The 23,655-nt window shown below is 64.4% G+C and carries 25 protein-coding genes; 9 read left to right on the top strand and 16 right to left on the bottom strand.

Going from position 1 to position 23,655, the window contains the following annotated elements:
• Positions 1–20 precede the first annotated feature (20 nt).
• The 8 genes from gloA to ACOOE1_RS10790 form a co-directional block, all read right to left on the bottom strand.
• Complete coding sequence (gloA, locus tag ACOOE1_RS10755; protein ID WP_420406338.1) at positions 21–464, bottom strand: lactoylglutathione lyase; 444 nt, start codon at positions 462–464, stop codon at positions 21–23.
• Positions 465–566: 102 nt separating this feature from the next.
• Positions 567–1,199 carry a 2-dehydro-3-deoxy-6-phosphogalactonate aldolase gene (locus ACOOE1_RS10760; RefSeq protein WP_420406339.1) on the bottom strand — a complete coding sequence of 211 codons (633 nt, stop codon included), beginning with the start codon at positions 1,197–1,199 and terminating at the stop codon, positions 567–569.
• Between the two features lie 67 nt (positions 1,200–1,266).
• Positions 1,267–2,292, bottom strand: coding sequence for a zinc ABC transporter substrate-binding protein (locus ACOOE1_RS10765; RefSeq protein WP_420406340.1), 1,026 nt, complete (start codon positions 2,290–2,292; stop codon positions 1,267–1,269).
• Between the two features lie 89 nt (positions 2,293–2,381).
• On the bottom strand, positions 2,382–3,182 hold the full coding sequence (locus ACOOE1_RS10770; protein WP_420406341.1) for a metal ABC transporter permease: 801 nt from the start codon (positions 3,180–3,182) through the stop codon (positions 2,382–2,384).
• A 28-nt stretch (positions 3,183–3,210) separates the two neighbouring features.
• Positions 3,211–3,594: a RidA family protein gene (locus tag ACOOE1_RS10775; RefSeq protein WP_420406342.1), complete on the bottom strand. Its 384-nt coding sequence runs from the start codon at positions 3,592–3,594 to the stop codon at positions 3,211–3,213.
• 94 nt (positions 3,595–3,688) lie between these two features.
• Positions 3,689–4,630, bottom strand: coding sequence for a diguanylate cyclase (locus ACOOE1_RS10780; RefSeq protein WP_420406343.1), 942 nt, complete (start codon positions 4,628–4,630; stop codon positions 3,689–3,691).
• Positions 4,631–4,794: 164 nt separating this feature from the next.
• The gene (locus tag ACOOE1_RS10785; protein WP_420406344.1) at positions 4,795–5,205 is read right to left on the bottom strand and encodes an acyl-CoA thioesterase; all 411 of its coding nucleotides are present in this window, start codon (positions 5,203–5,205) and stop codon (positions 4,795–4,797) included.
• A gap of 3 nt (positions 5,206–5,208) precedes the next feature.
• Positions 5,209–6,027 carry an alpha/beta hydrolase gene (locus ACOOE1_RS10790; RefSeq protein ID WP_420406345.1) on the bottom strand — a complete coding sequence of 273 codons (819 nt, stop codon included), beginning with the start codon at positions 6,025–6,027 and terminating at the stop codon, positions 5,209–5,211.
• 146 nt (positions 6,028–6,173) lie between these two features.
• Between ACOOE1_RS10790 and ACOOE1_RS10795 the strand changes: the two genes are divergently transcribed.
• Complete coding sequence (locus ACOOE1_RS10795; RefSeq protein WP_420406346.1) at positions 6,174–6,632, top strand: MarR family winged helix-turn-helix transcriptional regulator; 459 nt, start codon at positions 6,174–6,176, stop codon at positions 6,630–6,632.
• Here ACOOE1_RS10795 and ACOOE1_RS10800 read toward each other — a convergent pair.
• Positions 6,629–7,432 carry a UTRA domain-containing protein gene (locus ACOOE1_RS10800; RefSeq protein ID WP_420406422.1) on the bottom strand — a complete coding sequence of 268 codons (804 nt, stop codon included), beginning with the start codon at positions 7,430–7,432 and terminating at the stop codon, positions 6,629–6,631. The genes ACOOE1_RS10795 and ACOOE1_RS10800 overlap by 4 nt on opposite strands.
• Positions 7,327–8,703 carry a formimidoylglutamate deiminase gene (locus tag ACOOE1_RS10805; protein WP_420406347.1) on the bottom strand — a complete coding sequence of 459 codons (1,377 nt, stop codon included), beginning with the start codon at positions 8,701–8,703 and terminating at the stop codon, positions 7,327–7,329. The genes ACOOE1_RS10800 and ACOOE1_RS10805 overlap by 106 nt, the downstream gene beginning before the upstream one ends.
• Positions 8,704–8,795: 92 nt before the next feature.
• Between ACOOE1_RS10805 and hutI the strand changes: the two genes are divergently transcribed.
• From hutI to hutU, 3 genes are read left to right on the top strand one after another with little or no spacing between them, the layout of a single operon-like run.
• Positions 8,796–9,995 carry an imidazolonepropionase gene (gene hutI / locus ACOOE1_RS10810; protein WP_420406348.1) on the top strand — a complete coding sequence of 400 codons (1,200 nt, stop codon included), beginning with the start codon at positions 8,796–8,798 and terminating at the stop codon, positions 9,993–9,995.
• Positions 9,992–11,539 (top strand): histidine ammonia-lyase, encoded by a 1,548-nt coding sequence (gene hutH / locus ACOOE1_RS10815; protein WP_420406349.1) that lies wholly within the window; start codon positions 9,992–9,994, stop codon positions 11,537–11,539. The genes hutI and hutH overlap by 4 nt, the downstream gene beginning before the upstream one ends.
• A 16-nt stretch (positions 11,540–11,555) precedes the next feature.
• Positions 11,556–13,226, top strand: a complete 1,671-nt coding sequence (gene hutU, locus ACOOE1_RS10820) for a urocanate hydratase (RefSeq protein ID WP_420406350.1) — start codon at positions 11,556–11,558, stop codon at positions 13,224–13,226.
• On the opposite strand, the gene ACOOE1_RS10825 is transcribed toward hutU, so the two are convergent.
• From ACOOE1_RS10825 to ACOOE1_RS10835, 3 genes are all read right to left on the bottom strand, one after another.
• On the bottom strand, positions 13,223–14,716 hold the full coding sequence (locus tag ACOOE1_RS10825; RefSeq protein WP_420406351.1) for a tripartite tricarboxylate transporter permease: 1,494 nt from the start codon (positions 14,714–14,716) through the stop codon (positions 13,223–13,225). The genes hutU and ACOOE1_RS10825 overlap by 4 nt on opposite strands.
• Positions 14,717–14,726: 10 nt before the next feature.
• Complete coding sequence (locus tag ACOOE1_RS10830) at positions 14,727–15,203, bottom strand: tripartite tricarboxylate transporter TctB family protein (protein ID WP_420406352.1); 477 nt, start codon at positions 15,201–15,203, stop codon at positions 14,727–14,729.
• Positions 15,204–15,311: 108 nt separating this feature from the next.
• Entirely contained in the window at positions 15,312–16,292 is a 981-nt protein-coding gene (locus tag ACOOE1_RS10835; protein ID WP_420406353.1) for a tripartite tricarboxylate transporter substrate binding protein, read from the bottom strand.
• A gap of 176 nt (positions 16,293–16,468) precedes the next feature.
• Here ACOOE1_RS10835 and ACOOE1_RS10840 point away from each other — a divergent pair, with 176 nt between their 5' ends.
• From ACOOE1_RS10840 to ACOOE1_RS10855, 4 genes are all read left to right on the top strand, one after another.
• On the top strand, positions 16,469–17,146 hold the full coding sequence (locus ACOOE1_RS10840; protein WP_420406354.1) for a response regulator transcription factor: 678 nt from the start codon (positions 16,469–16,471) through the stop codon (positions 17,144–17,146).
• Entirely contained in the window at positions 17,139–18,509 is a 1,371-nt protein-coding gene (locus ACOOE1_RS10845) for a sensor histidine kinase N-terminal domain-containing protein (RefSeq protein ID WP_420406355.1), read from the top strand. The genes ACOOE1_RS10840 and ACOOE1_RS10845 overlap by 8 nt, the downstream gene beginning before the upstream one ends.
• The gene (locus ACOOE1_RS10850; RefSeq protein WP_420406356.1) at positions 18,506–19,564 is read left to right on the top strand and encodes an ABC transporter substrate-binding protein; all 1,059 of its coding nucleotides are present in this window, start codon (positions 18,506–18,508) and stop codon (positions 19,562–19,564) included. The genes ACOOE1_RS10845 and ACOOE1_RS10850 overlap by 4 nt, the downstream gene beginning before the upstream one ends.
• Before the next feature lie 156 nt (positions 19,565–19,720).
• Complete coding sequence (locus ACOOE1_RS10855) at positions 19,721–20,626, top strand: sulfite oxidase heme-binding subunit YedZ (RefSeq protein WP_420406357.1); 906 nt, start codon at positions 19,721–19,723, stop codon at positions 20,624–20,626.
• Positions 20,627–20,678: 52 nt separating this feature from the next.
• Here ACOOE1_RS10855 and ACOOE1_RS10860 read toward each other — a convergent pair whose 3' ends face one another.
• Complete coding sequence (locus tag ACOOE1_RS10860) at positions 20,679–21,305, bottom strand: 2-hydroxychromene-2-carboxylate isomerase (RefSeq protein ID WP_420406358.1); 627 nt, start codon at positions 21,303–21,305, stop codon at positions 20,679–20,681.
• A 132-nt stretch (positions 21,306–21,437) separates the two neighbouring features.
• Between ACOOE1_RS10860 and ACOOE1_RS10865 the strand changes: the two genes are divergently transcribed.
• A complete protein-coding gene (locus ACOOE1_RS10865; protein WP_420406423.1) occupies positions 21,438–21,620 on the top strand; it encodes a DUF2256 domain-containing protein in 183 nt (60 codons plus the stop codon).
• On the opposite strand, the gene ACOOE1_RS10870 is transcribed toward ACOOE1_RS10865, so the two are convergent.
• Positions 21,578–23,104: a cryptochrome/photolyase family protein gene (locus ACOOE1_RS10870; protein ID WP_420406359.1), complete on the bottom strand. Its 1,527-nt coding sequence runs from the start codon at positions 23,102–23,104 to the stop codon at positions 21,578–21,580. The genes ACOOE1_RS10865 and ACOOE1_RS10870 overlap by 43 nt on opposite strands.
• Positions 23,104–23,565, bottom strand: a complete 462-nt coding sequence (locus ACOOE1_RS10875; RefSeq protein WP_420406360.1) for a hypothetical protein — start codon at positions 23,563–23,565, stop codon at positions 23,104–23,106. The genes ACOOE1_RS10870 and ACOOE1_RS10875 overlap by 1 nt, the downstream gene beginning before the upstream one ends.
• Positions 23,566–23,655: the final 90 nt, after the last annotated feature.

The raw sequence follows: 23,655 nt of genomic DNA on the forward strand, positions 1-23,655 counted from the left end.
CGACGCTCCGTTCCCGGCGCTTACCAGCTTCCGGTATTCTCCATCGAGGCCCAGGGCTCGGCCGGAGCGAGCGCCTCGCCTTCCTGAAGGATCTCGATCGAGATCCCGTCCGGCGACTTCACAAAGGCCATGTAGCCGTCGCGCGGCGGACGGTTGATGGTGACCCCCGCATCCATGATCTTCTGGCAGGTTTCGTAGATGTTCTCGACCCGGAATGCGAGATGTCCCCAGGCCCGGCCGGTCTTGTATTCCTCGGGATCCCAGTTGTAGGTCAGTTCGATCACCGGCGCGCGCTTTTCGGAAGCAGCAGTCGCCTCGTCGCCCGGAGCGTAGAGGAAAATATTGGTGAAACGGCCCTTCTCGCTGTCGTAGCGATGAACTTCCTTGAGACCGAGGATGTCGCAATAAAATTTCAGGCTCTCGTCGATGTCGCTGATCCGGACCATCGTGTGCAGGTAACGCATGGATATGCTCCCGTTTGGCTGGCAGGTAAATGGAATTGCAGGCCATGACATCGCGCAGCTGCGGAGGCGATACAACCCCGCTTTCCATAATTCCTTCGTCCGCTAATCCGTCTTGCCTGTCTTCCAGGCGGCGAGCAGGTCCGCCGCGTCCGCCTCGATGCGCGCCACCGGCTTGCCCGGCTTGAAGATCGAGGAGCCGACCGCGACCGCGCTCGCACCGGCGGCGAAAAACGCCGCGATATTGCCGAGCCCGACACCGCCGGTAACCACGATCCCGGCCTCCGGAGGCAGAACCGCCCGGAGCGCCCCGACGACCTTCGGCTGGACGGCGTCGCCGGGGAACAGCTTCAGATAATCCGACCCGGCCTCAAGCGCCTGAAAGGCTTCGGTCGGCGTGAAGAATCCCGGCATCGAGATCAATCCGAGGCTCTTGCTTTCGGCGATCACGCGCTCGTCTGTATTCGGCGAGACGACGAGACGCCCGCCGGCGCGGTCCACATCGCGCACCGCCTGCGCCGAGAGCACCGTTCCCGCACCGATCACAGCACGGTCGCCGAGCGCCTTGACGAGCAAGGCGATACTCTGCAGCGGCCGTGGCGAATTGAGCGGCACCTCTATGACCCGGATCCCCGCCGCGAACAGGGCCGCTCCCACAGTCTCGGCATGTTCCGGCTCGAGACCGCGCAGGATTGCGATGACCGGCGCCTCTCCCAGCGCTTCCTCGATAGTGATCACGTCCGCCCCCGAATGATGACGGGGCAGTATGCCGTACCACCGTAGAACTGACCACTTGGGAGGCGGTCTATTTCAGGCAGGACACAAAACTGTCAGCCAGCCCCTGCATGAGACCGTTGTAGTTGTCCGGGCCGAAATCAAGCGCGCTGCCGACCGGATCCAGCATACCGAGTTTGGTGCCGGTTCCTTCGGCGACCACCTCCGCGAGCCGCGGCGAAAACTGCACTTCTCGGAAGATGCATCTGATGTCGCCTTCGGACACCCGGTGACGCAGTTCAAGTAACCGCTTGGCGCCCGGAGCGGCGGCGTCGCTCACACTGATGGCACCCGCGGCCGCCAGATCGAACTCCGCCTCGAAATATTGAAAGGCATCGTGGAAGACAAGAAACGGCCGGTCCCGTACGGGCGCGAGTTTGGCCGCGATGCCGTCACTCAGCGCCTGCATTTCCAGATGCACGGCTTTGGCATTGTCCGCATAAAGAGCGGCGTGGGCCGGATCCGTCTTGGCCAGCGCCTGTGCAATCGCATCGACAAAGGCCTGGGCGTTCCGCGTGCTCAGCCAGACGTGAGGATCATATCCGTGGTGATCGTGGGGGTCTTCATGAGCATCGTGCACGTGTTCTTCGGACTCGTGCTCTTCTTCCCCGTGACCGGCATGGTCCTCATGACCGTCGTGACCCTCTTCCGCTTCGCCATGATCGTCGTGGTGGCCATGATCGTGATGCTCCCACAGGACGCCCTCTCGCACCGGCAGGTGGAGCACACCATGGGCATCGCCCAGTTCAACGTAGCGTCCGTCGCCTTCAGCGCTCTCCAGACTGGCATCGAGGAACGTCTCGATCCGGTGCGACACCAGAAACACGAGATCGGCCTTTTCGAGAGCACGCGCGTCGGACGGTCGCAGAGCGTAATCGTGCGGCGATTGTCCGTTGCGCAGGATCAAACGCGGCTCCCCGGTGCCCGCCATGACCTTGGCAACAAGACTGTGAATCGGTGGGATCGAAGCAACGACGGACAGTTCGGCACGAGCACTTCCGATGTCAATCAACAGGACGGAAAAGAGGCCCGCCACGCAACGGATGAATCTGATCATGAGGTATCTCTGAGTTGGTATTGAGAAAACGTTATAACATTGCGTTTTCTCAATACAAGCGGGTTCCGCAAGTTATCCGGTCGCGGAGGTCAGCGAAGTCCCGCTCCCACCCGCCATCGCGGCAGGCCGAACAAGAAAATCACGAAGGCGACAAGCACGATGGACGGCCCCGCAGGGGTGTCGAACTCGATGGAAAAGCCCAATCCCGCACAGACCGAGAAGATGCCGATCAGCACCGCGCCGGCAACCATCGCCTCCGGACTCCGTGACCATCGCCGCGCCGCGGCCGCCGGCAGGATCAGCAGCGACGTGATCAACATCACGCCGACCACCTTGATGGAAACCGCGATGACAAGCGCAAGCAACAGCGTGAAGAGCAGGGAGGCGCGCGGACCTCCGAGTCCCTCGGCCCGCGCCAGGTCGGAACTGACCGTCGCAGCCAGCAAGGGCTCCCAGATCCGCCAGAGCGCAGCGAGAACGATCGCCGCCGCCGCGTAGATCAGCACGATGTCCTGAACCGAGACTGCCAGCACATCGCCGAACAGGACTCCCATCAGATCGACACGCAGCCAGCTCATCAGTCCGATCGCGACGAGACCGAACGCGAGCGCTCCGTGAGACAGGATGCCGAGCAGGGTGTCCGTCGGGACCTCGGTCCGGCGCTCCAGCGTGAGCAAGAGACCGGCAACGGCGAGCGTCACGGCCGCGATCCCCACGACCGGCGCGATGCCGAGCAGAAAACCGAGAGCGAGGCCGAGGAGCGCGGAATGCGCCATGGTGTCGCCGAAATAGGCGAGCCGGCGCCAGACCACGAAACAGCCAAGCGGCCCCGCTGCCAGCGCCGCTCCGATACCGGCCGCAAGCGCCCGCAACAGGAAATCATCGATCATCGAACCGGCCTTGCCGTCGGCACCTGCCTCAGAGCGCCACGGCCTCGCCTTCGACCTCACACAGCATCCCGGGCGTGGCCAGCTGGGCAATCTCGAGATAGGTGCAAGCTGGCGCATGGCCCTCAAAGAGCCGGTCGCGCATGGCGCGGAAGGTCGCGACCGAGCCGGGGACGGTCGAATAGAACACGATCTTCACGATGTCGGTCTTTTTCATGCCGGCCGCGGCGAAGACCTTGAACAGGTTGTCGAACGCCTGCTCCATCTGCGCCTCCAGGCCCTCCCTGAGGCTGCCGTCCGGCGAGACGCCGATCTGCCCCGACGCGATGGCGCGCCGCGCGTTCGCGGGAACGGTGACGAGCTGCGAGTAGTGGGATGCCGGCGTGGCAACGCCTTCGGGATTGGTGAATTCCATCTGATTGCTCCCCTGAGATCTCCAAGGTCCGGAACGGACCCGGAGTTTCACTTAGAGCGAATCTCAGAAGATGGCAAATCCGCCAGCGTCCCGGTCACGCCGCCGGCAGGCTGCTCCGGGTGACCACCCGGTCGCGTCCGCCATGTTTGGCTTCGTAGAGTGCGAGGTCGGCGAATTTCAGGATGTCCTCGACGCCTTCGCACCCGCAGTCGAATGCGGCACAGCCGATGCTCACGGTGAATTTCACTTCGTCGCTACCGACCTTGACCGTGATATTGCGGACCGCGTCGAGCAGACGGACGGCGGACAGCTTTGCCGAAGGTTCGTTCGTTTCCGGAAGCAGAATCGCAAATTCCTCGCCACCGAGTCGCGCCACGGTATCGAGATGGCGCACTTCCCTGTCGAGGACCTTGACCATTTCTATCAGCACCGCGTCGCCGACATCGTGGCCGTACGTGTCGTTGATGTTCTTGAAATGATCGATGTCCAGCATGAGGAGCGACGACGGGCGGTTATAGCGGCAGACCCGCTCCATCTCGTCCTGCAGTTTGGACATGAAATAGCGCCGGTTGTGCGCGGAGGTCAGCGGGTCTGTCGTCGCCAGGAGTTCGAGCTGCTCGTTCAGGTGCTCAAGGCGCAGGGCGTATTCCCGCAGCCGCAGGTGATTGCGGACACGGGCCAGAACGACTGCCGGCTTGTACGGCTTCGTGATGTAATCGATGGCGCCGAGCTCGAGCCCCTTTTCCTCGTCACTTTCGTCCGAAAGCCCGGTCACGAAGATCACCGGTACATTCTTGGTGCGCTCGTCTTCCTTCAGCACCCGAATCACGTCGTAGCCGTCGAGATCCGGCATCTGGATGTCGAGAAGAATAAGATCGGGCTGGTTTTCCAGCGCGATATCGATGGCCTCCCGCCCGCTGGTCGCCGTGGTGACGGTGCCCTGATCCTTCAGAATCAGCCCGAGCAGCATCACATTTTCCGGCGCGTCATCCACCACCAGAATGTTGAAGTCGTTTGAATCTAAGGCTTTGTCCATCAACAAATCCAGCACGTGTCGAGCGCGGTGAAGCTCCAAGCGTTATCCTCCACGAGCATCGCTGAAGATCATTAACGTCAGGTAAAAACACAAATTTTAAATTGATTATGTGACAGCAGGAACCCAGCGGAAATTCCGCGCCTCGGGCATCTCATTCCGACGCCCTAATTGCGGAATTCCAGCATTCTGGATTTCAGGCTCTCGGTCCAGCCGACAGGACGGCCCGTGCTCTTTACGAACTGGACAAGCGTCGAGTGGCAGATGAGGCGCTCTTCCCCGTTGCAACTTGCAGCGATCTCCAGATTAAGGCTCGACGTTCCAACATGCGTGACCGTCAGACTCCAGTCCAGAACATCCCCGAGACGGCTGGGCGCCTTGAATTCGACCTCGATCCGAGCCGTCGGGATGCCCCGGTCATCGATCTCATGCATGTGATGGAAATCCCATCCCAACCCACACCGGAACCATTCCTCGATCGTAAGATTGATCATCTCGAAATAGCGCGGATAGAACACCATCGCTGCCGGGTCGCAATGCTGAAAACGGACATCCTGCTGCATCTGGAACGCAGGCATCGGTCAGGCTCCCGTATCGACCAATCTACGCGTGAGGGCCGACTCCCGGTCTTCGAGGTCGGCGATCACATTGAAGTGATGCTTGCCCTGCACCCGAATCGTTTCCGTCTCGGCGCCGAGCCCGGTCCAGATGTTCGCCAGCAGATCGTTCTGGCGCAGGAACTCCGGACGCTCGTCGCCGCCGACCCAGCAAGTCAGCCGCGCCCCCTCTACAGGATATTGCAGTGCCGGACTCTCCATTACGGCCTCAGCATCGTCGAGCCTGAGGGCCTCGTTCATCTCCAGTTTGAGGAGAGGCCGAAGATCGTGCAGCCCGCTGATCGAGACCACCTGGGCAATCCGCGCGCGCAATCCTTCGCCCAGCGGCGCATTGCGGCACAGCATCCGGCTGACCAGATGACCTCCGGCCGAATGACCGGCAAGGCTTATCGGTCCCTCGATCCGCTCCGCGGCCACGGAAAGCGCGCACGCGATCTCGACCGTGATCTCGGAGATCCGGGCTTCAGGGGCCAGTGTGTAGCTCGGCAAGGCCACCGCCCATCCGTTCTCGACCGCCCCGCGCGCGAGGTGGGACCAGGTGCTCTTGTCGAACGCCTTCCAGTAGCCGCCATGAATGAAAAGCGCGAGGCCGGCGGGAACTCCGACCGGCCGGAACAGATCGAACCGTTGCCGCGCGCCCGCTCCATAGGCAATATCGAGCTCGGCCCGGTCGCCGAGCTCGTTCCGGAAAGAACCCGCCCGGGACGCCCAGAGCGCCGGGTAGGTCTCGGCCCCGTCGATATGCGGCCCGTTTGCGTAGGCGTCGTCCCAGTCCACGATCATCGCCGCCTCTTTCTCAGGGTGAAACTCGGTTCCAGAGCGGCCATGGTAGGCGTCACTCGGGAGCACGGCCAAGAGTATTTTATATATAAAATTTTATTTCAAACAGCGGCCCTCAAGATACAATCGAGCGTCAATCAAGGACGGCCATGCAACAGACAGACGACCCGGTGACCCGCAAGACCAGGCTCAGGCTCTGGCTCAACCTGCTCCGCACGACGCGCTTCGTCGAGAACAGGCTGCGGGAAGACATGCGTCTCTCCTATGATCTGACTTTGCCGCGCTTCGAAATTCTCGCAATGCTACAGCGCAGCGAGACCGGCCTCAGGATGACCGACCTGTCCTCCCAGCTCATGGTCTCGAACGGGAACGTCACCGGCATCGTCGACCGGCTGGTCGAGGACGGGCTGGTCGAGCGGGTGCCGGTACCGGGCGACAAGCGGGCCAGCCTGGTGCGCCTGACCTACAAGGGTGAGGCGGTGTTCGCGGAAATGGCGGATGTGCACGAGCGCTGGGTCGACCTGTTGCTGTCGGAGATATCCGGCGCGGACGCCAGGGCCATGATCGCGCGTCTGACCGCCGTCCGGAAGAAAGACGGCGTGTCCTAGATTTCCGTACTCATCCGGTATCCCTGCCGGTAGGCGAGGCGGACATGGGTGATCGCCGCATCCGCATTCCAGGTCGTACGCTCGATCGCGAAGAGCGCCGCTCCCTCCGCGGCGCCCAGGGCCGCCGCCTGTTCGCTTGAGGCCGCTTCCGCGAGAAAACTGATCTCGCCGCGCGTGAAGGGCTGGTTTCTCACCAGCCACTCGTTCGGGCTCACCGACGTGAAGTCCGCCGTCTCGAATTCGGGGACTGAATCGAGATTGACCCAACGCTCCTCGTACAGGAACGGATCTCCGTCAGCCGTGTGGAGCCCCCTCAAATGCACGAGATCGACGCCGGGCGAGAGGTCCATTTTTTCGGCGACGGGGGCCGGTGCAGATACAATTTCCTTTTGCAGGACCCGATAGGCGTACTCACCTCCGGCCGCTTCCACTTCCAGCCGGATGACCGGGATCTCCAGGGTCGCCTTGCGGACCGGGTCGAGCGCGACGCGCGTGCCGGCCTTGCGGCGGCGCTCCAGCAAACCGCTGTCGGCGAGGCCCTGCAGCGCACGGTTCACCGTCGCTCGGGCGCAACCGAACTCGGCAGCGAGGTCGGCCTCGCCGGGGATCTGGTCGCCCGGCCGCCAGACGCGGTCGGCGATCCGGCGACGGATTTCCGCCTGGATTCCCTGCCAGGAATTAAGGGCCGACTGTCTCAGAGCGCGTCCTCCAGCTCCGCGGTTGTCTTCAGGTAGTTCGCCCGGATGCGGTCTCGGGCGACATGCCGTCCTTCTCTTACCATGTGCCGGCCGGCTGACCAGACATCTCGCACCCAGCGGTCGTCGCCGGCGAAGATGAAAGCATCGAGGATGCGGTCGCCGGTGCGGCCGGCGAGATCCAGCGCATTGCCGTCGAGTGCGATCATGTCGGCGAGTTTGCCCGGCGCGATGCGCCCGCTGTTCCGCCCCGCCGCCTGCGCACCGCCGAGCGCCGCCTCCTCGAACAGAACGCGTCCGGCCGAACGGCGCTGCTCGGCGAGGACGGCACGCCCGCGGTCGCGCAGGCGCTGGGAATATTCCAGCGTTCGAAGTTCCTCGCTGAGCGAGATCCGAATGTTGGAATCGGAGCCGATGCCGAAGCGTCCGCCGCTTTCCCGGTAACGCACGCCGTCGAAGATGCCGTCGCCGAGGCTGGATTCGGTGATCGGGCAGAGCCCGGCGACGGCGCCGCTCGCGGCCATCGCCTCCGTTTCGCGCGGCTCCATCTGGGTCGCATGGATCAGGCACCAGCGCCCGTCGACCTCGTGATTGTTCAGCAGCCAGGCCATCGGCCGCGCGCCCCAGGTCGCCTCGACTTCCTCGACCTCGGCCATCTGCTCCGCGACATGGAGATGGAGCGGACGGTCCCGGCGCAGGGTGACCGCTTCCTTGAGTGCCTCACGTGTGACCGCGCGTAGCGAATGCGGCGCAACGCCCGTGCCGCAGTCGGCCGGAAGACCGGTAACCGCGTCCTCGGCCCCGTCGAGCAGGCGCCCGAAACGATCAAGATCGTTCCCGAAGCGGATCTGCCCCGCGCCGAGCGAACGCCCATCGCACCCGCCGACCTGATAGAGGACTGGCAGCAGGGTGAGCCCCATGCCGGTCTCCGCCGCCGCGAAAGCGATCCGGCGGCTCAGTTCCGCGACATCGTCGTAGGGAGTGCCGTCCGCCTGGTGATGCAGGTAGTGAAACTCCACGAGTCCGGCATATCCGGCCTCCAGCATCTCCATCTGCACAAGAGCCGCGATCGCCTCGACATGCTCCGGCCTGAGGCGCTCTAGAAAGCGGTACATCAGCCGCCGCCAGGTCCAGAAGCTGTCCCGCTTGTCCGGCCCCCTGGATTCCGTGAGACCGGCCATCGCGCGCTGGAAGGCATGGGAATGCAGATTGACCGGCGCCGGCAGCAGCACGGCGGCGCGATGATCCGCGCCCGCCGCCGAGGCGCGATCGTCGGGCGAGACGGAAACGATCACACCGTCCCGGCCGACCGTGACCAGCACGTTTTCGCGCCATCCCTCTTCCATCAATGCCGTCTCGGCAAAAACCGTCGTCACAGCGCGCACCTCGTATTGACAGAACATATTATGTATAGACATAATAATCGAAATTGCCCGCCGAACAAACACCCTTTTCGGACCAAAGGCCCATGCTGACCCTCAGGAATGCAACCTTCGCGACAATGACTCCGGACGCTGCGGCCTATGGACTCGTCGAGCGGGGAGCACTGGCGATCCGGGGCGGCGACATCGCCTGGGTCGGTCCGGAAAGCGAGATGCCGACCTCGATGTCGCACTGGCCGCAGGAGGATCTCGGCGGGCGGCTGGTCACCCCGGCTCTGATCGACTGTCATACCCATATCGTCTTCGGCGGGAACCGGGCGCGCGAGTTCGAGCTCCGCCTCGAAGGCGCGAGCTACGAGGAGGTTGCGCGCGCCGGCGGCGGCATTCTTTCCACCGTCACGGCGACACGGGCCGCGAGCGAAGAGGGTCTCCTTGCGAGCGCGCTCCCGCGGGTCGACGCGCTGCTCTCCGAAGGAGTCTCCACCATTGAGATCAAGTCGGGCTACGGGCTCGACATCGAGACTGAATTGCGGATGCTGCGCGCCGCGCGGCGGATCGAAAGAGAACGTCCGGTGCGGATCCGCACCAGTTTTCTCGGCGCCCACGCCGTACCGCCGGAATTCAAGGACCGGGCCGACGCCTATATCGACGAAGTCTGCCTGCCCGCGTTGAGCCGCGCTGCGGAGGACGGCCTCGCGGACGCGGTCGACGGTTTCTGCGAAGGCATCGCCTTTAGCCCGGCACAGATCGAGCGTGTCTTCGGGCACGCGGCCGAACTCGGCCTGCCGGTGAAACTGCATGCCGAGCAACTCTCCGATCTCGGCGGCGCCGCGCTCGCCGCACGGGACGGTGCGCTTTCGGCCGACCATCTCGAGTATCTTGGCGCGGACGGCGTCGCCGCCATGGCCGAGGCCGGTACAGTCGCGGTACTTCTGCCCGGCGCTTTCTACACCCTGCGCGAGACGCAGCTTCCGCCAGTCCAGGCCCTGCGCGACGCGGGCGTTCCGATCGCCGTAGCGACCGACTGCAATCCCGGCTCCTCGCCGCTCACCTCCCTGCTGCTGACGATGAACATGGCCTGCACCCTCTTCCGGATGACGCCGGAGGAAGCCCTGGCCGGGGCGACGCGGAACGCGGCCCGGGCGCTCGGTATCGGGGACGCGGGAACACTGGCGCCGGGACAGCGCGCCGATCTCGCGGTCTGGGACGTCGGGCATCCGGCCGAACTCGCCTACCGGATCGGTTTCAACCCTCTTCATCAACGCTTCTTTGCGGGCAAGTCATGAGCGACATCACCCTGGTTCCCGGCAGCACCACCTTGCTGCAACTCGAAAACCTGCTCGGCCAGGGCCACCGGATCCGCCTCGACCGCGGAGCCAAACCGGCGGTCGAGGCGGCGGCTGGGCTGGTCGCCAGGGCGGCGGCCGGCGATGCGGCGGTCTATGGCGTCAATACCGGCTTCGGCAAGCTTGCCACCGTGCGCATCCCGCCGGAGGACACCTCCACCCTGCAGCGCAACCTGATCCGCTCGCACTGCGCCGGCGTCGGGGAACCGACGGAACCGCGCGTGGTCAGAACCATGATGGTGCTGAAGCTGCTTTCCCTCGGGCGAGGCGCCTCGGGTGTCCGCTGGGAGGTGATCGAGCTGATCGAGGCGATGCTGCGGGAGCGCGTGACCCCCGTCGTGCCAAGTCAGGGATCTGTCGGCGCCTCCGGCGATCTCGCTCCGCTCGCCCACATGACCGCCGTGATGATCGGCGAAGGCAAGGCGGAATACCGGGGCCGGATCCTGCCCGGTCGGGACGCGCTGGACGCGGCCGGGCTCAAGCCGATCGAACTCGGCCCGAAGGAAGGCCTCGCGCTGATTAACGGCACACAGTTCTCCACCGCCTATGCCCTGCTAGCCCTCTCGCAGTCCTGGCGCAACGTGGAGAGCGGCATTGTCGCCGCCGCGCTCTCGACCGACGCGATCATGGGCTCCACCGCGCCGCTGCAGCCGGCGATCCACGGGCTGCGCGGGCATCCGGGGCAAATCGACGTCGCCGCGGCGATGCGGGCCCTGATGGACGGCTCCGAGATCCGCGAAAGCCACCGCCACGGCGACACTCGCGTGCAGGATCCCTATTGCATCCGGTGCCATCCGCAGGTCTCCGGCGCTGCCATCGACCTGCTGCGCCATGCGGCGCGCACGCTCGAGATCGAGGCCAACGCGGTCACCGACAACCCGCTGGTCCTGGTCGAGGACGGCCAGATCCTCTCCGGCGGGAACTTCCATGCCGAGCCTGTCGGTTTCGCCGCCGACATGATGGCGCTCGCCATCGCCGAGATCGGCGCCATCGCCCAGCGCCGCGTCGCGCTGATGGTCGATCCCGTGCTGTCCCATGACCTGCCGGCCTTCCTGACGCCGGAGCCCGGCCTCAATTCCGGCCTGATGATCGCCGAGGTCACCACTGCCGCGCTGATGAGCGAGAACAAGCATCTCGCCAATCCCTGCACCACAGACTCGACGCCGACCAGCGCCAACCAGGAGGACCATGTCTCGATGGCGGCGCACGGCGCACGGCGGCTGCACAGGATGAACGCGAACCTCGCCAACATCATCGCCGTCGAGCTGCTCTGCGCGGCGCAGGGCATCGAGTTCCGCGCACCGCTCAAGACCAGCGCCCCCCTTCAGGACGTCATTTCGGCAATCCGCAAAGTGTCGCCGTCCCTCACCGACGACCGCGAGGTTGCCGCGGACATCGAGGCGGTCGCCGAACTCGTCAGCGACCTCAGCATCGTCAAGGCCAGCGGCCACCTGCCGCTGATGGAAATATCCAGCCGCTACTGATCCCCGGAGAGACGCCATGACCGATCCCCGCAAGAATGCCCGTGACATATTCCCGCCGACCGGCCCGAAACTGAATGCCAAGAGCTGGACCACGGAAGCGCCGCTTCGGATGCTGATGAACAACCTGCACCCGGACGTCGCCGAGAACCCGCACGAGCTGGTGGTCTATGGCGGTATCGGCCGTGCTGCCCGCACATGGGAGGATTTCGACAGGATCGTCTCCAGCCTGAAGGAACTCGAGGAGGACCAGACCCTGCTGGTGCAGTCGGGCAAGCCGGTCGGCGTCTTCCGCACCCATGCCGACGCGCCACGGGTGCTGATCGCGAATTCGAACCTGGTGCCGCACTGGGCGACCTGGGAGCATTTCAACGATCTCGACCGCAAGGGACTGATGATGTATGGCCAGATGACGGCCGGATCCTGGATCTATATCGGCAGCCAGGGCATCGTGCAGGGCACCTACGAGACCTTCGTCGAAGCCGGTCGTCAGCATTACGGCGGCGACCTCTCGGGCAAATGGATCCTGACCGCCGGGCTCGGCGGCATGGGCGGCGCCCAGCCGCTCGCCGCGGTCTTCGCCGGCGCCTGCTGCCTTGCCGTCGAATGCGACGAAACCCGGATCGATTTCCGCCTGCGCACCAAATATCTCGACGAGAAAACGGCCAGCCTCGACGAGGCTTTGCAGATGATCGAGCGCTGGACGGCAGCCGGCGAGGCGAAGTCCGTCGGCCTGCTCGGCAACGCCGCCGACATCGTGCCGGAGATCCAGCGCCGCGGCATCTGCCCCGACATCGTCACCGACCAGACCTCGGCGCACGACCCGGTGCACGGCTACCTGCCGCAGGGCTGGAGTGTCGCCGAGTGGCGCGCGAAGCAGGAAAGCGACCCCAGAGCGGTCGAGAAGGCGGCGCGGGCCTCGATGAAGAAACATGTCGCGGCCATGGTCGCTTTTTCGGAAAGCGGCGTGCCGACCGTCGACTACGGAAACAATATTCGCCAGGTCGCGCTCGAGGAAGGACTGGAGAAGGCCTTCGCCTTCCCGGGCTTCGTGCCCGCCTATATCCGCCCGCTCTTCTGCCGCGGCGTCGGCCCGTTCCGCTGGTGCGCCCTTTCCGGCGACCCGGAGGACATCTATCGCACCGACGAAAAGGTGAAGGAGCTGCTGCCGGGCGACAACCATCTGCACAACTGGCTGGAGATGGCGCGCGAGCGGATCGCCTTCCAGGGCCTGCCGGCGCGGATCTGCTGGGTCGGCCTCGGCGACCGCCACCGGCTCGGCCTCGCCTTTAACGAGATGGTAAGGAAGGGCGAACTGAAGGCTCCGGTCGTGATCGGCCGCGACCATCTCGACAGCGGCTCCGTCGCCTCGCCAAACCGGGAGACCGAAGGCATGCGCGACGGCTCGGACGCGGTCTCCGACTGGCCGATGCTGAACGCGCTGCTGAACTGCGCCTCGGGCGCGACCTGGGTGTCGCTGCACCATGGCGGCGGAGTCGGCATGGGATTCTCGCAGCATGCCGGCATGGTCATCGTCTGCGACGGAACGGAGGCAGCCGACCGGCGTCTGGAGCGGGTGCTCTGGAACGATCCGGCGACCGGTGTCATGCGGCACGCCGATGCGGGCTACGAGATCGCCCTCGACTGCGCCCGGGAACACCAGCTCAACCTGCCGGGCATCCTGCGCTAGACCGGCTTGCCGGCGCGCCAGCGCCGGTAGGCAGGCAGCACGATCATCGCGGCGCCGATCACCAGCAAACCGAGGGTCATCGGTCGCTCGACGATGAAACTCGCCCCGTCCGCAAGGTTCATCGCCCGCGCAAAATTGTTCTCCAGCATCGCCCCCAGGATGAATCCGATAAGCAGTGGCGCCAGCGGATAGCCGGCGATGCGGAGAATTGTGGCGAACACCCCGAGGCCGGCAAGGATCAGCAACTCGGTCGCGTTGTTCTGGCCGATATAGGCGCCGATCATCGTGAAGAACAGGATGAACGGGATCAGGTAGTTCCGCGGCACCGTCAGCAGTTTGGCGATGTAGGGGATCAGCGGCAGGTTCAGGATCAGCAGGACCACGTTGCCGACATACATGGAAATGATCACGGCCCAGAAGATCTCTGGATTGTCGATCATCAGCCGCGGCCCCGGCTGCACGTTCAGCGCGATCAGGGCCCCGAGCAGGATTGCGGTGGTTCCGGAACCCGGGATGCCGAGCGTCAGCAAGGGCACGAAGGATCCGGTGCAGGCGGCATTGTTGGCAGATTCCGGAGCGGCCAGCCCCTTGATCGAGCCTTTGCCGAACTGATCCTGCTCAGCTCCCTTGGCGATGTTGCGCTCCACCGCGTAGCCGAGAAACGAGGCGATGGTCGCTCCGGCGCCCGGCATCACGCCGATCAGGAAGCCCTGCAGCGACTGCCGCCCGATCACCGGAGCGATCGCCTTCGCCTCCTCCCTGGTGATGCGCAGGTCCTTGATCTCGCCGCCCTGCTTGCTTGCCCCGCGGCTCGGGTCCAGCACGAGGAAGATCGCTTCCGGCAGCGCGAACAGCGCCATCGCCAGCGTGATGAAGCCAAGGCCGGACTGGAGATCCATGATCCCCATGGTGAAGCGCGGAGCATTGAAAAGGGCGGATTCGCCAACTGTCGCCAGGATCAGTCCGAGCACTGTCATCATCAGTGCCTTCAGTACCATGCCGGAGCCGGCGAAGGCGGCGATCGCGGAGAGGCCGACAACCATCAGCGCGAAATACTCGGCCGAATGAAACAGCAGCGCCACGCTGGACAGCATGGGCGCGAAGCCCATGAGAAGGATCGCACCGACCGTCCCTCCCGAAAACGAGGCGATGGCCGCGATGGTCAGCGCTTTGCCCGCCTTGCCCTGGCGCGCCATCGGATAGCCGTCGAACGAGGTCGCGACGGTTCCGGCAACGCCCGGCGCGTTGATCAGGATCGACGATGTGGAGCCACCGAAGATGGCGCCGTAATAGACGCCGGCAAGCAGGATCAGGGCCGCGGAGGGGTCGCCGATCTTGATCGCGACCGGGATCATGATGGCGATGATGGACATCGGCCCCAGGCCCGGCAGCATGCCGATGAAGGTGCCCAGCAGACAGCCCATCACCACCATCAGCAGGTTCTGGAACGAGAATGCGGCGCCGAGGCCGAGCAGGATACCGTCGAGCATCAGAACCTCCTCAGCTCAGGAAACCGGGGAAGGGCCGCAGGAAGATGCCAAGTGCTTCCTGAACGATCAGCCAGACGAAGAGCGCGCCGGCAACCGCAATCGGCACCAGCAGCTTGAAGTTGCGCTCTCCGAGGATCGCGCCGGTCGCCGTCAGGAAGAGCGTCGTCGCAGCGAGGAAACCAATGGGACGCAGCGCAAAAGCATAGAGGATCATCGACAGCACGATCAACGCCGCCTGGCCAAGTTTGTAGTCGCCGAGACGGGAAAGCTCGATCTCCGCGGCGCTTTCCTCGACGGCCGCCTTGCGCGGAGATATCAGAATGAGAAACGCAAGAATGACCGCGGCGACACTCAGCACGATGGGCCAGGTGTTCGGTTTGAACGACATATGCCGTTCGAACGGCAACAGCGGATAATCGAACGCGGCATAGCCATAGAGCAACGCGGCAGCAAGAAAGAGCGCCGCGATCCATTTGTCGAGCGTCATCCCGACCTCCCCTGGTTGCTTTATTGCGCTGCGGCGGAACCCGAAGCTCCGCCGCAACGCTTCTTGTTTGAAGAGGATGCTAGAGCGTTTTTGCCTGTCCGGCGCGGCTCACAGGAATCCGAGCTTCTTCATCAGATCCCCGATCTGCTTTTCCTGCTTTTCCAGGAAGACGCGGAAATCGTCGCCGGAATTGTGGATGTTCACCCAGCCATTGCGCGCCCGCACCGCTTCCCATTCCGGGGTGTCATACATCGCCGCCAGGGCTGCACGGTATTTGTCCGCGGTCTCGTCAGGCAGCCCCGGAGCGGCGAAGAAACCGCGCCAGTTGACGAATTCAGCGTCGACGCCCTGTTCCTTCAGCGTCGGGGCGTCCTTGTAGGCCGGGACCCGCTGCGGCGCAGTGACGCCGATGATCTTGACCTCGCCGGCCTCGGCCAGTGCGACCGCTTCCGAAAAACCGGTCGAGAGCGCCGCGATCTCGCCGGAAAGCAGCGCTGCCATCGCCTTGCCGCCCGCATCGTAGGGAATGTACTTGACCGCCGTCGGCTCGGCGCCAGCGGCCTCCATGGCCATGGCGGCGACCAGATGGTCCATGCCGCCCGGAACCGACCCACCCCCGATGGCGACCGACCGCGGATCGGCCTCGTAGGCCGCGACAAGGTCGGTAAAGGAATTCAGCGCGCTGTCCTTGTTGACCACGAAGGCCGCATAGTCGCCGATCGTTCCGGCGATGAGGGTCAGGTCACGGAAGTTCTGCGGAAACACCTTGGTCAGAGAGCGGATGACGATCGGCGTCGAGTTGACCATCAGCGTGCCGTGGTTGGATTCGGCATTCTCGATCAGGTACCCGATCGCCTTGCCGCCGCCGCCGCCGGACATGTTCTCGTAGGTCGCGGAACCGACGATGCCGGAATTGGTCAGGGCCTCACCGGTGCCCCGCGCCGTGCCGTCCCAGCCGCCACCGGCACCGCCCGGAATAAGAAAATGGATCGAGTCGACGATCTTCTCCGCCGCATGCGCGCCGCTGATACCGCTGAGGGTCATCATCGCAGCGACGGCCAGTGGAGATCCGAAACGCAGGAACTTCATGTCTTTCCTCCCGAGGAAACTGGCGGGTGAAGGTCTTTCCCGCCTTCATTTAAACCGCTGCGGATCCTAATCCAGCAACCTGTCACCAACCTGTCGCGATCCGGGGAATCTGGATTTCAAGCCCGTGAGGCGCCAAGGTTGCGAAATGAACGGTACCGGGAGGAGCAGACCAGCCGATGCGTGTACTTCTCGTTGAAGACACCGAAGACGTTGCCGAAGCGGTTGTTATTGCTTTCGGACGCAGCGGCTATCCCGTGGATCACGTGGCGAGCCGGGAGGCGGCGGAAGCCGCGCTGGCGGTTCAGGAGTACGATGTCGCAATCCTGGACATCAACCTGCCCGACGGATCGGGCATCGATCTGCTGCGCGCCCTGCGCCAGTCAGGGTGGAAGTTTCCGGTGCTGATGCTGACAGCCCGGCTGGCCGTTGACGACCGGGTCGAGGCGCTCGATATCGGTGCCGACGACTATCTCATGAAACCATTCGATCTGCGCGAACTCGAGGCGCGCGTGCGTGCGCTCTACCGCCGCAAATCGGACTCCCGGCCCACGATCCTCGCGCTCGGCGACGTCACTCTCGACCCCGCGAAACAGTCTGCGGAACTGGACGGCGCCGAGCTCTCGCTCACCCGCCGCGAGTTTGCCCTGCTGCGCGTTCTGATGAGCGATCCGGAACGCGTGCTCTCGAAGGACCGGATATTCGAGCGCATGTTCGCGTTCGACGAGGACGGCGTCAGCATCAATGCCGTCGAGCTCTATGTCGCCCGGCTACGCAAGAAACTTGAGGGATCCAGCCTGGCGATCCGCACCCTTCGCGGCCTCGGATACCAGCTGACGGTGTGCGGCGATGTTTAGCCCGTCGATCACGACACGGCTCGCGGCAACCATCATTCTGGTGCTGCTGGGCGGCGGCATCGTCGTCATCCTTGCCGCACTGGCCTACGGGCGTCAGGCCTCGGACGAGGCCTACGACAAGCTCCTGGCGGGCGCCGCCTTCGAGATCTCGCGCGCCATTGCCGTGGCAGACGGAAAACCCTACGTCGACCTGCCGGTTGCCGCCTTCGAGATCCTCGCCCTCGCACCGGACGATCGCGTGTTCTACCGCGTGATGGCCGAGGACGGGACGACGCTCACGGGCTATGCCGCGTTGCCCGCGCCGACCGGCACGGGCCGGACCGTGGAATTCTATGACGGCGAGATCTTCGCCACGCCCGTCCGCCTCGCCTCCGTGATCCGCCGCATGGCAGAACCAGGCTTCTCGGGCGGCGTCCGCGTTATCGTCGCCCAGACGACCGAAGCCCGGTCCGCGCTCGCCTGGACAATCGCACGCAATGCACTGGTGCTGCTCCTGGTCTCCGGATGCATGCTCGTGGTTCTGGCGATGGTGGCAGTCGCCTCGTCACTGCAGCCGCTGCGCCGGATCGAACGCATCCTGCGGCGCCGGGATCCGGTCGACCTGACGCCGCTCGAGGTCGCGGCACCGAAAGAGGTCGAGGCCATGATCGGCGCCATAAACCATTTCATGTCACGCCTCGCGCGGCGCGTGGACGCGATGCAGAACATGCTCGCGGACTCGACGCACCAGCTGCGCACGCCGATCGCGGCCCTTCGAGCGCAGGCGCAGTTGGCCAGCGACGAGACCGACCCGGCCCAGATGCGTCAGATCGTCGACCGAATCCACCAGCGCACAAGGGGGCTTTCACGACTTGCGGACCAGTTGCTCAGCCGCGCCCTCGTGATCCACAGGGCGGACGCCATCGCTCGTACACCACTTGATCTGAGGACAATTGCGATTTCCGCCTCGGAGGAGATCGATCACGACCTCTCCGACGCAGCGATGCATCTCCGGCTCGACCTGCCGCAAGAGGAGGTTCGGATCGCGGGCGACTCGCTCAGCCTGGTCGAAGCGACGAAAAATCTCGTGACCAATGCCATCAAGTATGGCGCCGCCCCGGTGACGCTGCGTGTCCGGGGGACGCCCGAGCCAACGCTGCAGGTGATTGACCACGGCCCGGGCATTCCCGAAGAGACCTGGGACGAACTCGGCCGGCGCTTCACCCGCGGCAATCATTCAGAGACCGACGGCGCGGGTCTCGGCCTTGCCATCGTCCGCTCGGTGGCCGATGCGCATGGCGGAACACTCGGGTGCTCCCGGCCGCAGCCCGGGACATTCGCTGTCACGCTTTCCCTTCCGCCGCTGGACGGCGGCGCGCGATGATGAGGCTGTTCTTTGTCTTCGCCCTCTGGGCCTTTCCCCTGCAGGCTCAGGAAGCGGTCGCCCTCTATGGACCTGTCAGCGGCGACGCCTCACGCCGACTGGTCATCGAGGGCTCGACCGATGTCGCGCCTTTCACGCCGTTTCTCGAGGCCTTTTCCCGTCAGAACCCGCAAATCGCCATTCGCTACGAGCAATGGAGCACCAACGATATCTATACCCGCGCGGTGGCGGCGTGCCGCAACGGGAGCCGAAGCGCCGACCTCTTGATCAGCTCGTCGATCGACCAGCAGATCAAGCTTGCAAACGACGGATGCGCCCAAAGCTACCGTTCGGCGGCGACCGACTCTTTGCCGGAATGGGCAGTCTGGCGCAACGAGGTGTTCGGCCTGACACGGGAACCCGCGGTCATCGTCTACAATCGCGACCTGGTGTCGGGAGCGGACGTTCCGCATTCCCGGTTCGACCTTTTCAGGCTTCTGCGCAAGCCCGGCAACCGCTTCGCGGGCCGGATCGCAACCTATGACATCGAGCAGTCCGGCCTTGGCTACCTGTTCGCTTTCGCCGATGCCCAGCAGGCCACGACCTTCGGCCGCCTGATCGAAACCTTCGGCCGGAACGGCGCCGTCGCCACATGCTGCTCCGCCGAGATCATTGATCGTGTCGCGAGCGGCGAATTCCTCATTGCGTACAACCTGCTTGGGTCATACGCGATGCTCCGCGCGGCCGACGATCCCAGGATCGGTGTCACGGCGCCGACCGACTATACCCTGCTGCTCGCACGCGCGGCCGTCATCCCGGGAAACAGCCGGAATGTCGACGGCGCCCGGCGCTTCATCGATTTCGCGCTCGCGCCCGAAGGCAGGGATAGGCTGGCGGAAGGGCATCTGATCGTCGAGTTCTCCGAGGAGGATGGAAGCAACAGCATCCAGTTGCCGGATTCGAGCCTGAGGCCGATCAAGTTTTCGCCCGTTCTCCTCGTCGGTCTCGATGCACAGAAGAAGGCCCTGTTTCTCGACCTCTGGCGCTCGAGCGTCTCGCAGCTCGGCGCCCCGTAACCGAAGCCGACACAATGGCATTCGCACGCCGATCGGGACTGCGCCTTCATGGCGTGCCGTCCGGTCACGCGAACGTGGCTTCATGTCAGCGACTGAACCGACCAGCTTGCCGGGAAGCACTTCAATTCCGCCGGGCGGCAAGGAGAGAAAGACCACATGACATCCGCGAGCATTCGCCGGAAGCCAGACTGGCTGCTTTCCCGTCACCTGCCCTGGACCGATCGGACCGGCCGTCTGATATGCCTGAAACTTGGGGTCTTTCTCGCCCTGCTCGCCCCGGCACTGCTCCTGCTCTTCGACAGCGCTGCCGATGCTCTCGGAGCGCGACCGTGGGAAGCCGCGACGCACCGCGCCGGCTGGTGGTCCGTCACCTTCCTGATGCTTTCCCTGGCCGTGACGCCGGTTCGGCGCATCCTGCGCTGGGGCGAGTTGATGACGGTGCGGCGCATGATCGGCGTCACCGTCTTTCTCGCGGCCATGCTGCATCTGACGCTCTATGCGGGGATGCAGTCCTGGAACCTGCCGAAGCTGGCGAGCGAGATCGCGCTGCGCATCTATCTCACGATCGGTTTCGTCGCCCTGCTCGGCCTCGGCGCGCTGGCCGCGACCTCGACCGACGGCATGGTCCGTCGCCTCGGAGGCAGGCGCTGGCGGATACTGCACCAGCTGGTCTATCCGATCGCGCTGCTCGCGCTCGTGCATTTCTTCCTGCAGTCGAAGAACGACGTGACCGAACCGATCCTGTTCGCCGGGTTTTTCGCGTGGCTGATGGGGTACCGGCTCTGGCACTGGCGCTTCGGACCACCCGCGCCATCGGGTCTCGCCATCCTCGCACTTGCCGCCGCGATCTCGACCGCCGCCGGAGAGATCGCTTGCCTCTCGCTCAAATATCCGGTCACACCCTGGGTCATGCTGAAGGCGCATTTCGATTTCGGCGCCGGCCTGCGGCCCGCCTGGTGGGTCGTTCTCGTCGGTTCAGCGCTTGCGGTTGCCGCGGAGATCCGCCGGCCGAAAGCCCGGCTGGACCTCGAGCCGGCCCTGCCGCCGGATAGCCGCCCTTGATCCGCATCGGATTCGTCGTCCAGCGACCTGACACCCGCAATCATCAGCATCTTCAGGAGAGCGCCGCCCATTTGTTCTCGAACGGGCGCTCCAGCGCCCGCGCGACCATCTCCAGTCGGTCCTGTCCATAGAAGACGTCCCCGTCGACTACGTAGGTCGGCGAGCCGAAGAAACCGCGTTCGATCGCTTCCGCGGTGTTCTCCTCGTGCCGCGCACCGATTTCCGGCGCGGCCGCCGCCTCCTGCAAAGCCGCTCCGTCGAGCCCGACGGAATCCGCGAGCGCCTTGATCGTCTCGACATCCGAGAGATCGGCATCGCGGGCCCAGTGCGCCTCGAGAAAGGCATGGGCCAGCCTGTCGGTTCCGGGATCCGTCTCGCCGCAGGCGATCAGCATCCGGTTCGCGGTCTCGTAGGAGGCATGATGGTGGGTCGGTGTCCGCAGGAGGGTCCGTACACCGCGATATTCGGCCCAGCGCTCGATCTCCCGGCGGAAGGCATAGCTGCGGTAAACCGGATCCTGAACCCTGTCCGCATTGCCGCGCGCGGCGACCAGGGTACGGAGATGGAACGGCCGGTGGACGACCTTCGCGCCTCCCTCTGAAGCAATGCGCTGAAAGAGAGCGGAGCCGATATAGGCGTAGCCGGAATAGGCGGCGTAGAAATATTCGATTGTCTTCATGGCATCCCCCCGGGTGAGACGGCATCCTAGACCGGAGGTCTCCACGCGTCTTCAAGGCTTTACGGAATTGATCCCTGCCGCGACCCGGCACGTATCGAGTCTGACAGGCGACCCCGGAGGTTAGCGATGAGGATGCGGCGCAAAGGAGATCTGGCGGAGAAAACCTGCTCGGTCTGTCAGAGACCGTTCGCCTGGCGCCGCAAGTGGGCGAGGGTCTGGGACGAGGTGCGCTATTGCTCCGAGCGTTGCCGCCGCGGTTCCGGAAACGGGCGTCAGTCGAAACAGGAAAGGAACGCCTCGGCACTGTCGCGGTAGGCCTGTCGCTTCTCTTCCGCCATCCGGTCCCAGGTGCGGTAGACCGGACCGAGACGCGGGTTGCCGTCGAGCGCATCCCGGTTTCGCGCGAGGAAATCCCAGTAGAGATAATTGAAGGGACAGGCCGCCTTGCCGGTCTTCTTCTTCACGTCGAAGCGGCAACCCCGGCAATAGTCGGACATCCTGTTGATGTAGTTTCCGCCGGCGGCATAGGGTTTCGAGGCAAGCACCCCGCCATCGGCATACTGGCTCATGCCCAGCGTGTTCGGCATTTCCACCCACTCATAGGCGTCGGCATAGACCGCGAGATACCATTCGTGCACCTGGTGCGGATCGATACCGGCCAGCATCGCGAAATTGCCGGTCACCATCAGACGCTGGATGTGATGCGCATAGGCCTCCTCCTTGGTCTGACCGATCGTGGCGGCGAGGCAGGCCATGTCGGTTTCGGCCGTCCAGTAGAAATCCGGGAGGGCTCTCTCGGCGCCGAAATGGTTCGACTGCGCGTAATCCGGCATCTTCGACCAGTAGATGCCGCGAACGAACTCCCGCCAGCCAATGATCTGCCGGATAAAGCCTTCCGCCGCATTGAGCGGGACATCACCGTCCAGATAGGCCCGCTCGACGCGGCGACAGACCGCAAGCGGATCGAGCAGTCCCGCATTGATGTAGAGACCGACGACCCCGTGAAAGAGGAATTTCTCCCCGGCCAGCATGGCGTCCTGGAAGTCGCCGAAGCGCGGCAGGGCGTCCGCGACGAATTGCTCGAAGGCCGCTTCCGCGCCCTTCCGCGTCACCGCGAACCAGAACGGCTCGAGGTCGCCGAAATGGTCCGCGAAATGCCGCCGGACCAGATCCAGAACGTCCCGGGTTATCACGTCCGGCGCTGTCCGGAGCGGCTCCGGCATGAAGAGATCGGCGGATGCCGGCTTGCGGTTCTCTGCATCGAAGTTCCACTTGCCGCCAAGCGGCTTGTCACCCTCCATCAGCAGGCCGGTCTTGCGCCGCATCTCGCGGTAGAAATACTCCATGCGAAGCTGCTTGCGCCCTTCGGCCCAGTCGGAGAATTCCTCATGGCTCGCAAGAAAGCGACTGTCCGGGAGTGTCACGACCTCACACCCAAGCGACTTCTCCCAGGTGCCTATTTCCTCCTGCAAACGCCACTCGCCCGGCTCGGTGACAAGCACCCGATCGGACTCCCACGCCGCCACGAAGCGCGCCACCTCGCCGCCAAGCGTGCCGGAATTGTCCGGATGATCGAGAGGGACATACTCCACCGTCCACCCCGCGGAGCGCAATTCGTCGGCGAAGTGGCGCATCGCGGCAAAGAGGAAAGCGATCTTCTTCTTGTGATGCCGGACATAGACGGTCTCCGCGGCGACTTCCGCCATGAGGATCCGATCACGCTCCTTGTCGCCCTTTTCGAGAGCGGAAAGCGCGGGCGAGAGCTGGTCGCCGAGAACTAGAACAAGTGCGCCGGCCATCATGCGTCCGTCAAATATTGCTTAGTCGGGATACGTCCGGTTGGAACCAGCAGATCTGTTTTTGGGAAATGGACCTTTCGCAGACAACCGACTCCTTGCGGGCAGAAAACAGTGGCCTGACGTGTCGGTTCAACGCGTATCCGCCCCCTCAAAGCAGCGACGACACGATCGGCCATGGCGGCACCGCTTCGTAGCCCCTCCAAAGGCGTCAATTGGACGGTCGCCGAGAGCTTGCCGTCGCGGTCGTAGCCGAGGAACGGATTTGCGGGAAGCGTTGCCGGATCGACGAAGAGGGCACCAAACCGCGGAATGTGGCCGGGCGGCGGAAACAGCTTGCTGAACCCGGCGTTGGGCGCCGGTGGCGGAGCCTGCCGGAGTGCGTCCTCGTCACGAGCCAACGTCTGGGCCGCGACCAACGACAGAGCCACACCCATGTTGCCGGGAGGCAGCTTTTTGTACACAGGCAGTGCTCCTGTGAGCGGCCGCTCATACAGCCTCGACCTGTTAGGTGCAGCGGGATCGAAAAGGTTCCCGGACCTCAGGAGATTTTT

This window comes from Nisaea sp. (assembly GCF_965216895.1).
Taxonomy (GTDB): Bacteria; Pseudomonadota; Alphaproteobacteria; order Thalassobaculales; family Thalassobaculaceae; genus Nisaea.